This is a genomic window from Pacificimonas aurantium (genome assembly GCF_020092905.1).
GTDB lineage: Bacteria > Pseudomonadota > Alphaproteobacteria > Sphingomonadales > Sphingomonadaceae > Pacificimonas > Pacificimonas aurantium.
In genome coordinates, this window is record NZ_JAGSGB010000001.1 from 122,822 (window position 1) to 136,452 (window position 13,631).

Sequence of the window (13,631 nt, forward strand, 5' to 3'; positions counted from 1 at the left end):
CTGACGGTGGCGGGACCAGGATTGGCCCCCGGCATCCCATGAATGGGCTAAGCCTGCCCCTCATTATCTTGCAGGGGGAATTTGCGCATCAATTCCCAGATGACCCTGAAGAAGGCCGCGTCGGGCGCGATATTGTGCTCGTTCACAACAATGAGGCTGTCGGTCTTATAATCTAAAGGTTCAAACGGCCTTTGCTCTCGCTGTGAATGCGGCACGCCCGAAGCATCATTGAGAATTTCGACGATGTCGTATTTTGCATGAAGCTTGTTGTAATCGACATACCGCATGACCTCTTTCATGTGACCGTCATTCCACGCGGCAAACCGATGGACTTTGTTGACGTTCTTGGTCGCAAAGATTCGGTTCAGCACCTCAATTTCAAAGAGGTGAGCATATTCCTGTTTCACGCCTTTGTAGTGGCGTTCATAAATATATTTAGCAGGCCGATCTTTCGGTGGCCTTCCTTCGACATTTTGAACGTCCACCCGCATAGGGCCATGATCGAAAAGCAATTGCCTGATTTGCATGAAGCGGTGGCGGACGGTCGGCTCAGATAACTTGGTGGCCACTGCGGTTTCCCGCGCAGTCAGATTTTTGGCGAAGCACATCACCAATTTCCGCAGTCGATATTCTGAAATTTTTGCGTTGCGCGAGCGTCGATTTTTCTGCGTTTTTTCAGCCATTTGCTTCCCGGAATTTTTCGAGAATTCCGGGCTCTTCTTTCGTTGTTCGTTTCCCCGGAATGCATTTTACCCATAGTTGGTGCGGCACTGTCACGTCGCGTGGCACATCAAATCCAAAACGCATGGAGGTGCGCAGTGCTACATACCAGTCTGGCCAATACCGAAAAGCAAATCATTGAGGTCAAATATATCTATTCCCCGTCAGAGCGCGACGCGCTTCGACAGGCTTTGACCGAGCGGAAGCTGGAGCTGGACGTTGGCGTCCCGACGCTTCTTGCAGAAATCCATGACCTGGTGTCCGCGCATAGGAAGAGGGTCTGCAAACCCTCAGGCGAGCTGGGCGTGTATGCTGAGCAGCTCCAGCCAAAAAACATCTACGGCTTTCTGTCGGGCAGGCGGATGGAAGACCCTCGGGTTCAGATTATCGACGCCTACCTTCAGATACTGGACGAGCGCAAAAAACCATAAGTTCGCAGTAATCTGCGTACCACCTGGCTCCGTCGTTCGCGGCGGAGCTATTTTTTTGCCTTCCAGATAAGACGGCCACCGGCGCGGCGGCTTTGTCCTACATAGATTTTTTGTATTACAATTCTTGGATAAGGCAGAACGCAAGGTGTGCTTTGTATTACAAAGCTACCTTGGCAAGGGAGACGCTAAGCGCTCTCCCGTTGCATCCCTCTCGCAGTTGGTGCGAAAAGTAGGCATCCCGAGGATCTGGCCTGATTGCCAGACGTCGGAGCCATATTCCGCACCAAAGACCGTATCGTCGGTCAATCACTCGCAAGGGAGACTTCGCTCTCCCTTTGCAAACCCATCGCTTCTTTCAGAAAGATCAAAGGGAGCGTTTCGGCAGCTCCCTTGTGAAATCCCATCGACAATGGGAGCGTGTCGGCTCCCCTCGACCCCATGACCGAAAGGGGCGTTTCGCAGCCCCTCTGGACACCCCCGACCAACCGTTCGCCGATTGGATGCCGTCGGGGACTTTCGAATCCCTGAACCGCCGACCATATTTTGGAGAATGCCCTCTCCACCTGGACCTAACCATGTCGCAAGCGTCTGGCCGTTGCATCACCTACGGGTGACCTGACAATCCGCTGTCAGGTCGCCACAGAGTAGGCCAAAACCAAGCTTGAGCTTGGATATCAGTCAGGGATATGAATTGGCTTCAAAAAAAGAGCACGCAAGACTAGACAAATGTGAGATATTCGAGGCATTCTTAGGTATATTAAGTTTCACTTTTTTACGTGAAATCAACAGAATAACCTAGACAGCTATTAATGCATGAAAGCTAGCGAATGAACGTAGCGGAAATTGAACTTAAACTCAGCGAGTTGGTCGCAGAGCCCTTTGACGGCGCTGAGTTCCCTTTCGCGTTCGCAGAAATCTACCACGCCCCGAAAGCCACACTCACAAAGCTCCGCAATAGCCAAGACGGCAAACAAGATTTGTTCGGCGGATTTTTATGGAAGAAGAAATACTACTTTCAGCCAGCCGATAGCGGACAGTCAGCCGAAACACTCGAAGAGCTGAAAGCACGCAAATTTGCCCGAACGGAGAGTCCCCGTTTTCTCATTTCTACCGATGGGGCAGAATTTTCGGCATTCGACACCAAAGCCGACGAGTCCGTTCACTGCGCTTATGGCGAGCTGAATGACAATTTCGATTTCTTCTTGCCGTTGGCTGGCATCGAGAAATTCGAAGCAATTGAGGAAAACCCCGCCGACATTAAGGCGGCTGGACGTCTTGCAAAATTCCACGATGAAATCATTCGTGCCAATCCCGAGTGGGCAGACGAGGGAAAGCGGCATGAGCTGAACCTGTTCATGACCCGAATTCTCTTTTGCATGTATGCGGAAGACACAGGGATCATTCCTGAGAACTTGTTTTCCAAAACGGTCACCGAGTGGGGAGGTCCAGACGGCAGCTCACTGCGCATCGTTCTCAAGCAGATTTTCGATGTAATGAATGTTGCCGAGAGTGACAGAGATGGCGGGGCAACGCATATCAATGCGTTTCCTTTCGTCAATGGCGGTTTGTTCGCTGACCAGACCGAAGTTCCGACATTCAGCAAGCGTGCCACGCGTTATATGTTGGAGGCATCAGAGCTCGACTGGCGCGAAATCAATCCCGACATTTTCGGATCAATGATCCAGGCTGTGGTTGATGAGGAAATGCGCGGCGATCTGGGCATGCATTATACCTCGGTCCCGAATATTATGAAGGTATTGCAGCCGCTCTTCCTTATGTCATTGGAGGAGGAGCTGGCAGAGGCGCATGGTCATCGTGAAGAGCGGTCCATGCTCAAGAAGCTGCGCAACCGTATCTCAAAAATCCGCGTCTTTGATCCAGCCTGTGGATCGGGAAACTTCCTGATTATCGCTTACCGCGAACTCCGACAGATCGAGATGCGCATCTTCCAACGAGAGGATGAGCTAGAGGGTGGCCAGACAAAAGTCCGCTGGGAAAGCGGGATCAAACTCTCAAACTTCTTCGGTATTGAGTATGCAGACTTCGCCGCCGAGACTGCAAAGCTATCTCTTTGGATCGCCGAGTATCAAATGAATGTGCGCTTCAAAGAGATGTTTGGCGAAGCGCCATCCCCGCTTCCACTTACTGAGGGCGGAAACATAGTTCACGGAAACGCTCTCAGGGAAAACTGGCTGGAGGTTTGCCCACCCGCTGATGACGAGGAGGTAGAAACGTATCTTTGCGGAAACCCGCCATACCTCGGCAGCACTTATCAAAACGCAGAGCAAAAAAGAGATATGGAGCTGGTCTTTTCCTCCTTCTCAAGCAGTTACAAGAATCTGGACTATGTTTCAGCTTGGTATCTAAAGGCTTCTGATTTCATCAACATTGCAGGCGGGCACGCTGCTTTTGTTGCAACAAACTCTTTGTGCCAAGGTGACTCAGTAGGCCTGCTTTGGCCTCTAATTTTCTCTAGAAATCTGGAGATATCTTTCGCTCATCAATCCTTTCCTTGGCGCAACCTTGCGTCCAAGAACGCTGCTGTATTCTGTGTAATTGTCGGCATTCGACAAAGGTCCAATGCAGCTAAGCTTCTGTTCTCTGATCAGATTGCGAGGCGGGTAAAGAACATCGGGCCATATCTTATTGAGATGCCAGATATAATTGTTTCTAAGACTAGAAAGCCGATACAGGGTTTCCCGACAATGGACTATGGAAACAAGCCAACCGATGGTGGGAACCTCATACTAACACCAGTTGAACACGAGGAAATCGTCGAGGCCTCTCCAAAGGCCTCTAAATTCTTGAGGAGATTATACGGGTCGCAGGAGATCGTAAAAGGCATCGAGAGATGGTGCGTTTGGATAAATGACTCTGCTACCGACGAAGCAATGCAAATCCCTCAGATAGCAAAGCGGGTGGAAGCGGTCAGAAAATTTAGAGAGGAGAGCAAAGCAGAATCAACGCGGGATTTTGCAAAGTTCGCTTACAGATTTCGTCAAGTACAAGGCAATTGTGATGCGGAGCACGTCATAGTTATTCCTAGAGTGACTACGGATCGAAGAAAGTATCTGCCCGTGGGCCTGGTCTCTGACCAAGGGATCGTCCTAGATTCTGCTTTTGCAATCTATGAGGGCAGCATCGCGGTTTTTGCGATACTGAGCAGCCTAATGCACATTACGTGGGTAAAGGCAGTTTGTGGCAAACTAAAATCCGATTATCGGTATTCAAATACTATGGGCTATAATGCCTTCCCGCTGCCGAAACTGGAAGGTCGCCAACTTTCTGAATTAGAAAACATTGGGTGGCAAATCTTACAAGAAAGGGAAAGCCATGCAGGCGCTTCGCTAGCATGGCTCTACGATCCAAAGACCATGCCGAATGGATTAAAAGAATGTCACGGCCTCTTGGATGACACGCTAGAGAAAATTTATATCGGTCGTCCATTCAAGGACGATACTGAACGACTTGAACACCTCTTCAAAATGTATGCGGAGATGACCGCCAAAAACGATAAAAAGAAAGTGAGGGCGAATGCCTGATTTTGTAAACATCACCTATGGTCAAACGGGAGATAGCCAAAAATCAAATGCCATGGGTATGCGGGCAATGCAGGAGCGCGCTTATCAAGATAGAGGCGCACAATATCTGCTGGTGAAGGCTCCGCCAGCATCAGGAAAATCCCGAGCGTTAATGTTCATTGGTTTGGACAAACTCGAAAATCAGGGCGTGCGCAAAGTCATCGTTGCAGTACCAGAACGCTCGATTGGATCATCGTTCAAATCCACTGATTTGACGTCGCATGGTTTCTATCGTGACTGGCAGGTGGATGACCGTTGGAACCTTTGCACACCTGGGGGCGATGGCTCTGCGAGCAAAGTGAAGGCCTTTGCGGAATTTATGGCATCTGACGCAGAGGTCTTGGTTTGCACCCATGCAACTCTGCGCTTTGCATTTGAGCAAATCGGGGCTGAGCCCTTTTCCAACTGCCTAGTTGCAGTCGATGAATTCCATCATGCTTCGGCTGATGCAGACAACAAATTGGGTGAAGTTGTCAGGACGCTGATGGCCGATGGCAATGTTCACATTGTCGCTATGACAGGCTCATATTTTCGCGGTGACAGGCTGCCCGTATTGCGCGCGGAGGATGAAGAGAAGTTCACTCGAGTTAGCTACACCTACTACGAGCAGCTCAATGGCTATTCGCATCTCCGAACCCTAGGGATTGGATATCATTTTTATCGTGGTCGCTATCTTGAGGCGATTGCCGAAGTTCTTGACCCAAGCAAGAAGACCATCATCCATATTCCGAATGTGAATGCAGGTGAGTCCACCAAGGAAAAATATGACGAGGTTGATCGCATAATCGACCTGCTTGGCGAAGTGGTCGAGACTGATCCCAAAACGGGCTTCCACCATGTTAAGCAAGCCAACGGCAACATTCTCAAAGTTGCTGACTTGGTTGAAGATGAGTTGAAAACGAGGGACGTTGTTATCAACGCCCTGCGGCATATCGAAAAGCCCGAAGACGTTGACATCATCATCGCGCTTGGGATGGCTAAGGAAGGCTTCGATTGGATTTATTGCGAACACGCGCTGACCGTTGGCTATCGCGGTTCCCTCACTGAGATAATCCAAATTATCGGACGAGCGACTAGAGATGCCCCTGGCAAATCCCATGCTCAATTCACAAACCTGATTGCTGAGCCTGATACCAGCGCTGAAGTTGTCACCAACGCAGTAAACGACATGCTCAAGGCCATCGCATGTTCGTTGTTGATGGAACAAGTGCTGGCACCGAATTTCAAATTCAAAACTAGACCATCAGATGACGATGTAGATGGAGGCTCCAAGACGGTCGATATCGAATACACCTTTGATGAAAGTACGATTGCGATTAATGGGCTTCGCGAACCATCCTCAAACTGCACGTATCAGATTTTAGAGAATGATATAGCCGATCTGACAGCGGCAATCTTCCAAGACGAGCGTGTTTTGAAAGCGGCTATGAACCCTGAGGAAATCCCGCCCGAGGTCGTCAATCAGGTTTATATCCCCAAGGTAATCGAGACAAAATATCCTGATCTGACCGAGGATGAGGTCGAGGAGGTCAGGCAGCATGTCGTGACGAATGCGCTCTTGAAAGGTTCGAACCCAAGCGGTCTTCCCGAGCAGGATCAAGAGTCGAATACGCGCTTTGTCAAAATGGCTGAAAAATTCATCAAGATCGAAGACCTCGACATCGACCTTATCGACACCATCAATCCATTTCAGCTTGCGTATGAGGTAATGTCTAAATCGGTAACGGCCGATGTTCTCAAGCGTATTCATGAGACGATCACGGCGAAGAAAATACCGATGACTGAAGATGAGGCGGTAACTCTTTATCCGCGCATTAAAGCGTTCACAAAAGATAATGGCAGAGAACCAAGCTTATCAAGCGCCAACCCGCTGGAGCGCCGCATGGCAGAAGGCTTGGCGTGGATACGTGAAGCCAAGAAGAAGAAAATGCGTGAGGCTCTAGGTAGCTAAGTTATGCCAAAACGCTCGCTTGATGACATTTTTGAAGAAGATGACGAGCTTGGTTTGCTGAACGTCAAACTTGGCAGTTCCAATGTCACCACTGACGCCGACCGAGTTCGAGCAAAATTTGAAGAGATAAACGCCTTCATTGACAGGTATGGTCGCGTCCCAGGGGAGGGTGAGAAACCTTCCGTCTCTGAGCGTAGCTTGCAAATTAGCTTGAATAGCATCTCATCCAATTCTGATTATCTCGCTGAGCTGTCATTGATTGACAAGCACGGGCTACTGTCTGAATCGAAAGTTATTGAGACGCCAAAATCGCTGGATGATATCTTGGCCGAAGATGACGACATTTTAAGCACTCCTTCTGATGTTATCTTCGAATACAAACATGCACAGCCGCCTAAGGCACGGCCAGATAGAGTTTCAGAACGAAAGCAGTGTGAGGAATTTGAGCAATTCAAGCCGTTGTTTGACGAATGCGCAGCCGACATCAAATCGGGACGGCGGAAAACACGCAAATTTGCCAATGAGCAGGAGATCGGTGCGGGTCAGTTCTTCATTTTGAACGGCATCATGGTTTATGTTGCTGAGGTTCACGACCCCCACATACGGAATGGAAAACGCAATGCCCGTCTTCGCCTGATTTTTGGGAACGGCACGGAAGGAAATAACCTACTTCGCTCACTGGCAACCGAATTGTATAAAGACCCTCATGGACGTCGGGTGACAGAAATCGAGGCTGGTCCGCTTTTCTCGGATAAGCCAGAGGAAGGTGATACGCAGACTGGCATTTTGTACGTCGTGAAAAGCCTCTCAGAAGACCCTCAGATTAAAGATTTAGACGGCACTTTGTTCAAGATTGGCTTCACGAAGAGCCGAATTGAAACTCGCATACAAAATGCGAAAGACGATCCTACCTTTCTCATGGCTCCAGTTCAGCCTGTCAAAACTTACTCCCTCTACAATATCGATCGCGTAAAACTCGAAAACCTAATCCATAAGTTTTTTGCCTCAGCGTGCCTCGACATCGAGATCAAGGACCGCTTTGGAAAATCAGTCCGCCCGAGAGAATGGTTTTTACTAACTGTTGAGAGCATTGATGAAGCTGTGAGGCGCTTAATTGATGGCACTATCACAAATTATCGTTTCAACGGCGATACGGGGCAAATTGAAAGGCTTCCCACCCTCTGACTCTAGGTTTGGCCTGCATTGCGTTTCAGATTTGATGCTCGTTGCTCATCGCGGCTGATGAGCTGCCTCATGGGCCAGACTAATGTAGGCGTGTCCACTTGTCTGAACCGGAGTCTAATCTGAGTTGAAGGCAAGGTTCATCGCGTCGTACTTTATCTATGCGGACCATCGCGCATTGAACGATCATTCTCCCTATCGTCGCGCAGGTTCTTCAGGTCCTTCTTCAGATCGCGTCCGAGCTGTTGAGCCTTTTGCAGAATGTCGCGCTGGCGTTTCAGATGGTCACGCTTTTCTCCAAGCTGTCTGTAAACCAGCTTGTCGCGTTCGGTCTGATCTCGCTTAAAAGCCTCGTAGGCTTCAAGCTCATTTTGCTTCTTCGTCTTGCCGTACGCTCCAGTAATTCTATCAAAGAGGCCACGAAGTCCTTTATTGAAGCGGTCCTGTCTTGCCTTCAGTTCGGCAAAGGAGCGCGCCTGGTGCCGTTCGAGCAGAGACTTCCGTTCTCCCTGATGTTTCTCGGTCAGCTGCCATAGAAGCTTTTTTTGATGCTCTTTGACCTGGGCGAGCTTGCGAGCCTCAGCCTGCCTAAGCTTCTCGACACCAGGCAAGACAGATTTTGCCAAAGCCTCCTTGGCTGAAGAGACTGAAGGCAATGTTTCGGGATGCCCCAGCCGTTGCCGAACGTCTTTGGTTCTGACGCCGCAAAAGCGCGCAATGGCATAGACTTCGCCATTGAGGTCGGTCGCAACAAATCCACGCTGATCACCCTTGGCCAGTGCGAGGCCATGTTCCTGAAGTGCGCGGGCAAACGATCGCTGATCGTCTGATTGTTTCCAGCAAGACTGGAAGATCGCCTTGAGTTCACGAGCATCCTGCCCTACGCGCTTTGCTTGCTGCCATTCGGCTAGCGAGAGACTTTTTGGGATCGCGCAAGGACGGCTGGATGAAGCCATCAGGCATTTGCCATCCATGCTCCAAATAGATTTCCTTGGACAGCTCCATCAACTTTCGCTTCGTGAATGAGAGAGGAATTGCCCTCATTTCCTCGCTGTTGATTCGGCTCCAAACGACATGGCAGTGCCTGCGATCGCCTTTTTCGTGAAAGACGATAGCGCGCGGCTGCCCTTGCAAACCTAACCTTTCTTCCGCCTGTGAAATGGTTTGCAAAAAGGTTTCGGTTCCGACCTTTTGTGAGGCCGGGGGATTGAGGCTAAGCGAGAAAAGATATTTCTGGCACCGCGTGCCTCGCGCCATAGCTTCCGCTTCTTTGAATGCGCTTGACAGGTCATCACCAGCAAATCCTGAGATTTCCTGGACCGTGACGTGCTCATTCTCAGGGCTCATCAAGTGGCGGGCTAGATTTTGCCCGTTGGCTCGCGAGTTGCCAACGAAAATCACGGCCCCGAATCCCGCAGCCCGAGCGCTTCAATCAATGCTTCACGGATAAAGGCGATGTCGTTCGAGGCATCTTCAATCGCTGCCTGCGTTTCATGTGGTAATCCCAGCGTGCCGCTATTCGCGGCACGAGCCAGTTGATTCAGATTGTTTGAAAGCTGGGAGCGTCCAAGTGCACCCAGAACGCGCGCCAGTGCTTCATGGTCTTTAACGGGGCGCTTTCCCCGAGTCCGATGAGCAGGGGCGGCATCACCAATACAGCGATAGCGGATGTATGCGCTGAGAGTCAGATCGCCCGCTTTGCGTTCAAGTTCCGCACGTTCCTCATCAGTGAAACGCACTGAGACCGGCTTCCCATAGTCGGGAGCGCTCGGCTGTCCGACAGCCGCGCTGTTGAAGGGATCGCGAGACGACCCCCTCACGGTTTCGGCCCGGTAGGTCCTTTCAAGTCAGAGGATTTGAGATGGTCATTCCACTCAGCCAGAGTGTCGAATAGCGCGTTCGAAGTTTCTCCTTCCGGGCGCACCATCACCTAACGCGGATCAGACCGGCGTCGGAAGCCGGTCCAGATATTTGTCGAGCGTCAGGGGATATTCGCGAATCCGCACTCCGGTCGCGTTGTAGATCGCGTTCGCGACCGCCGCCGCCGGTCCGCAGATACCAAGCTCCCCCACGCCCTTCGCCTTCATCGGCGAGATGATCGGATCGAGCGTATCGAGGAAGACGACCTCCTGATGCGGAATGTCGGCATGGACCGGCACCTCGTAACCGGCAAGGTCGTGATTGACGAAATAGCCGAAGCGCGTGTCGACCGCGAGTTCCTCCGTCAGCGCCGCGCCTGCCGCCATCACCATGGCCCCGATGACCTGGCTGCGCGCCGACAGCGGGTTGAGGATGCGGCCCGCATCGCACACCGCAAGCATACGGCGGATATAGGTCTCGCCGGTATAGGCATCGACCGCGACTTCGCAGAAATGGCCGGCATAGGTCCCGACATCATAGTCGCGCTTGAAGTCGCCATAGGTCATCTCACCATCGGCGCTGACGCGCCCGGCGTCGGTGAGCGCGAAGCTGCGCCCGCCGGCCCGGATCGAGCCGTCGGCGAACGTGGCGGCGTCGCCGTCGAATCCCAGCTTCTCGCCGATCGCGCGGCGCAGGTTGACGCAGGCCGCGTAGACGCCCGCCGTCGAACTGGCCGCACCCCACTGCCCGCCGGAGCCAGCCGAGACCGGATAGCGGGAGTCGCCTAGCTCGACCGTTACCCGGTCGAGCGGGACGCCCATCGTTTCCGCGGCGGTCTGGGCGATGATGGTATAGCTTCCCGTACCGATGTCGGTCATGTCGGTTTCAACGACGAGGCGGCCGTCCGCACCCAGCCTGACAAAGGCAGCCGACTGCCGTGCCGGCGCCGCGCGGTAACCGCCGGCGACGCCCATGCCGATAAGCCAGCGCCCCTCCCGGACCGCGCCCGGCGTCGGACTGCGCGCCGACCAGCCGAACCGCTCCGCCCCTTCGCGCAGACAGCGGGCAAGATGGCGGTCGGAGATCAGGGTGTCGGGATCACCGGGAACCCGGCCCTCCGGTTCGTTCCGCAGGCGCAGTTCGACCGGATCCATGCCAAGAGCCTCGGCAAGCTCGTCCATCGCGACTTCGAGCGCCATATGGCCCGGCGCTTCGCCCGGCGCGCGCATCGCATTGCCCTCGGGCAGGTCGAGCTGGGCGACATAATTGGCCGTCATCCGGTTCGGCGCGGTGTACAGCTTCGGCGTCTGCAAGGTGCCGTCCTCGCCGCCCGTTCCGGTGATGTTGCCCGACCAGTTCTCATGCGCGATCGCGGTGATCCGTCCGTCGCGCTCGGCGCCCAGCCTGATGCGCTGGATCGTCGCGTGACGGTGGGTGGTGTTGTTGAACATCAGCGGACGCTGGAGCGCGATCTTCACCGGACGCTTCGCAGCGCGGGAGGCCAAAGCTGCCACGACGGCATCCGCACGGATGAACAACTTCCCGCCGAATCCGCCGCCGATGTAGGGGGAATCGACGCGGATATTTTCCGGCGAAATGCCCAGGATCTGGCCCATCCCGGTCTTCGCCCACTGGATCATCTGGTTCGACGTCCAGAGCGTCAGCTGATCGCCCTCCCACGCGGCGATGGTCGCGTGGGGCTCCATCATCGCGTGGCTCTCATCGGGCGTATGATAGGTCTGATCAACAGTGACAGGAGCCGAAGCAAAGGCGCTCTCGAAATCGCCCCGGCGGGTCCGCGGGTCGCCGGCGCCGCCCTCGGCTCCGCCCTGGCTGCCCGCCAGGGGCGCGTCCGGAGCCACCGCCGCGAGGTCGAACTCGCCGCTTGTCCGCTCATAGTCCGTACGGATCAGCGCCGCAGCGGCGCGGGCCTGTTCGAACGTCTCCGCCACAACGCAGGCGACGGCCTGGTGATAGTGAGCCACCTCGCGGCCGCCGAATAGCGGCGCGTAGTTCCAGTTGCTCGACCCGATGGGCTCCATCTCCGGTGCGGCGAGCACGGCAATGACGCCCGGCGCCCGGCGCGCGTCCTCCACATTCATTGCCGAAATCCGGCCCTTCGCGATCGCGGAGCCAACGATCCAGCCATAAGCGGCGTTCGAAGCGACCTCGTGGCGTTCATAGGCATAGGGAGCGGTACCAGTGGTCTTCAGCGGACCATCGATACGCGGCGTCGACTTTCCGACGACGGTCGCGCGGTCGAACAGATTGTCGCCCGCAGGAGCGTTGAAATCCATGGTCTAGCTCCTCGCTTCGGCCAGCACGCCGGCGAGCGTGCGTTCGGCCAATGGGATCTTGAAGGCATTGTCTTCGGTAGGCCGCGCATCGGCGAACGCGGTTCGAACCACGGCTGCCGCGCCGTTCCTGATCTGCGCGTCGGCGGCCTCGCTGCGCCATGGCTTCGGCGCCACGCCCCCGAAAGCGACGCGTCCGGTGCCGTCCGGCAGGATCACCGCGGCCACCGAGACCAGCGCGAAGGCGTAGGAACGGCGGTCGCGCACCTTGTGATAGAAATGCTGCCCGCCCGGAGGCCGCGGCAGGGTGACCGCGGTAATCAGTTCGCCCGGCTCGAGCACCGTTTCGATGTGCGGCGTGTCTCCCCACAGACGATGGAAGTCGGCGATCGGGATCGACCTTTCGCGCCCCTCGGGAGTGATCGTCTCGACCGTTGCGTCGAGCACGCGCATGGCAACGGCCATGTCCCCCGGATAGGTGGCGATGCACGCGTCCGACGTTCCAATCACGCCCAGCTGGCGCGAATGGCCGCCAAGCGCGGCGCAGCCGCTGCCGGGCCTGCGTTTGTTGCACGGCATGTTCGGGTCGTAGAAATAGGCGCAGCGCGTGCGCTGGAGCAGGTTTCCGCCCGTGGTCGCCTTGTTGCGCAGCTGGCCGCTCGCCCCGGCCTGGATGGCGCGGGTCAGAACCGCATAGTCGCGGCGAACGCGCGGATGCGCAGAGAGGGCAGTGTTGGTGACAAGCGTTCCGATGCGCAGGCCGCCGCCCGGCGTGTCCTCGATCCTGTCGAGACCGAGGTCCTGCACGTCGACCAGGTGGCGCGGCGTCTCGATCTCCAGCTTCATCAGGTCGAGGAGATTGGTGCCGCCCGCGATGAACTTCGCGTCCTCGCTGGACGCAACGGCGGCTGCGGCCGCGGCGGGGGTGACCGCGCGTTCGTAGGTAAAGGATCTCATCGCCTAGCCCTCCGCCACATCGGCCATGGCGTCGGCGATGTTCGAATAAGCGCCGCAGCGGCAGATATTGCCGCTCATCCGTTCACGCATCTCGATCTTCGTCGGCCGCATCGGACCGGTAAGGTCATCGGTGACATGGCTGGGGATGCCCTGCTCGATCTCTTCCAGAACGGCGACGGCAGAGCAGATCTGACCCGGCGTGCAATAGCCGCACTGATAACCGTCATGCTTGACGAAAGCCGCCTGCATCGGATGCAGGTCGTCCGGCGTGCCGAGGCCCTCGATGGTGGTGATCTCGTCCCCCTCGTGCATCACGGCAAGGCTGAGACAGGAATTCACCCGGGTCCCGTTCACCTTGACCGTGCAGGCACCGCACTGGCCGTGGTCGCAGCCCTTCTTCGTCCCGGTCAGGTGAAGATGTTCGCGGAGGGCATCGAGCAGCGTGACGCGGGTATCGAGATCCAGCGTCTGCGCCTTGCCGTTCACGGTGAAGCGAACATCCGTTCGTTCGGGCGGACGGGTGGAGGCATCGGCGCCCTCCTGCGCGGCGGCGGTTCGCGTCAGCGCCGCGGACGCGACCCCGCCCGCGAGAACGCCTCGGCGCGTTACGCGAAGAAAATCCCGGCCAGACATGATGTCCTCCACTCAAATGGCT

The 13,631-nt window shown here is 55.1% G+C and carries 11 protein-coding genes; 4 read left to right on the top strand and 7 right to left on the bottom strand.

Translation table 11 applies throughout. From position 1 onward, the window contains the following. Window positions 1-47 precede the first annotated feature (47 nt). A complete protein-coding gene (locus tag KCN53_RS00645) occupies window positions 48-683 on the bottom strand; it encodes a hypothetical protein (protein ID WP_088711928.1) in 636 nt (211 codons plus the stop codon). Window positions 684-818: 135 nt separating this feature from the next. Here KCN53_RS00645 and KCN53_RS00650 point away from each other — a divergent pair, with 135 nt between their 5' ends. From KCN53_RS00650 to KCN53_RS00665, 4 genes are all read left to right on the top strand, one after another. Then, the gene (locus KCN53_RS00650; protein WP_088711927.1) at window positions 819-1,151 is read left to right on the top strand and encodes a hypothetical protein; all 333 of its coding nucleotides are present in this window, start codon (window positions 819-821) and stop codon (window positions 1,149-1,151) included. Window positions 1,152-1,978: 827 nt separating this feature from the next. Next, complete coding sequence (locus KCN53_RS00655; RefSeq protein ID WP_088711926.1) at window positions 1,979-4,693, top strand: class I SAM-dependent DNA methyltransferase; 2,715 nt, start codon at window positions 1,979-1,981, stop codon at window positions 4,691-4,693. Then, window positions 4,686-6,683 (top strand): DEAD/DEAH box helicase, encoded by a 1,998-nt coding sequence (locus KCN53_RS00660; RefSeq protein WP_088711925.1) that lies wholly within the window; start codon window positions 4,686-4,688, stop codon window positions 6,681-6,683. Before KCN53_RS00655 ends, KCN53_RS00660 begins: the two co-directional genes overlap by 8 nt. A 3-nt stretch (window positions 6,684-6,686) precedes the next feature. Beyond that, on the top strand, window positions 6,687-7,868 hold the full coding sequence (locus KCN53_RS00665; RefSeq protein WP_088711924.1) for a GIY-YIG nuclease family protein: 1,182 nt from the start codon (window positions 6,687-6,689) through the stop codon (window positions 7,866-7,868). A gap of 152 nt (window positions 7,869-8,020) precedes the next feature. On the opposite strand, the gene KCN53_RS00670 is transcribed toward KCN53_RS00665, so the two are convergent. The 6 genes from KCN53_RS00670 to paoA all read right to left on the bottom strand — a co-directional run bounded on the left by KCN53_RS00670 (window position 8,021) and on the right by paoA (window position 13,609). Next, entirely contained in the window at window positions 8,021-8,821 is an 801-nt protein-coding gene (locus KCN53_RS00670) for a hypothetical protein (RefSeq protein ID WP_143712197.1), read from the bottom strand. Next, complete coding sequence (locus KCN53_RS16220) at window positions 8,730-9,212, bottom strand: relaxase/mobilization nuclease domain-containing protein (protein WP_088711922.1); 483 nt, start codon at window positions 9,210-9,212, stop codon at window positions 8,730-8,732. Before KCN53_RS16220 ends, KCN53_RS00670 begins: the two co-directional genes overlap by 92 nt. A gap of 50 nt (window positions 9,213-9,262) precedes the next feature. Further along, entirely contained in the window at window positions 9,263-9,604 is a 342-nt protein-coding gene (locus tag KCN53_RS00680; protein WP_207790597.1) for a plasmid mobilization protein, read from the bottom strand. Between the two features lie 201 nt (window positions 9,605-9,805). Next, window positions 9,806-12,022, bottom strand: a complete 2,217-nt coding sequence (gene paoC / locus KCN53_RS00685) for an aldehyde oxidoreductase molybdenum-binding subunit PaoC (RefSeq protein ID WP_088711920.1) — start codon at window positions 12,020-12,022, stop codon at window positions 9,806-9,808. A gap of 3 nt (window positions 12,023-12,025) precedes the next feature. Further along, on the bottom strand, window positions 12,026-12,976 hold the full coding sequence (locus KCN53_RS00690) for an FAD binding domain-containing protein (protein ID WP_088711919.1): 951 nt from the start codon (window positions 12,974-12,976) through the stop codon (window positions 12,026-12,028). A 3-nt stretch (window positions 12,977-12,979) separates the two neighbouring features. Then, a complete protein-coding gene (gene paoA, locus KCN53_RS00695) occupies window positions 12,980-13,609 on the bottom strand; it encodes an aldehyde dehydrogenase iron-sulfur subunit PaoA (RefSeq protein ID WP_088713368.1) in 630 nt (209 codons plus the stop codon). Window positions 13,610-13,631 lie beyond the last annotated feature (22 nt).

Coding starts and splice junctions, on each gene's coding strand:
- KCN53_RS00645 (WP_088711928.1), bottom strand. CDS start 683: ATGGCTGAAAAAACGCAGAAAAATCGACGCTCGCGCAACGCAAAAATT.
- KCN53_RS00655 (WP_088711926.1), top strand. CDS start 1,979: ATGAACGTAGCGGAAATTGAACTTAAACTCAGCGAGTTGGTCGCAGAG.
- KCN53_RS00660 (WP_088711925.1), top strand. CDS start 4,686: ATGCCTGATTTTGTAAACATCACCTATGGTCAAACGGGAGATAGCCAA.
- KCN53_RS00665 (WP_088711924.1), top strand. CDS start 6,687: ATGCCAAAACGCTCGCTTGATGACATTTTTGAAGAAGATGACGAGCTT.
- KCN53_RS00670 (WP_143712197.1), bottom strand. CDS start 8,821: ATGGCTTCATCCAGCCGTCCTTGCGCGATCCCAAAAAGTCTCTCGCTA.
- KCN53_RS16220 (WP_088711922.1), bottom strand. CDS start 9,212: ATGAGCCCTGAGAATGAGCACGTCACGGTCCAGGAAATCTCAGGATTT.
- paoC (WP_088711920.1), bottom strand. CDS start 12,022: ATGGATTTCAACGCTCCTGCGGGCGACAATCTGTTCGACCGCGCGACC.
- KCN53_RS00690 (WP_088711919.1), bottom strand. CDS start 12,976: ATGAGATCCTTTACCTACGAACGCGCGGTCACCCCCGCCGCGGCCGCA.
- paoA (WP_088713368.1), bottom strand. CDS start 13,609: ATGTCTGGCCGGGATTTTCTTCGCGTAACGCGCCGAGGCGTTCTCGCG.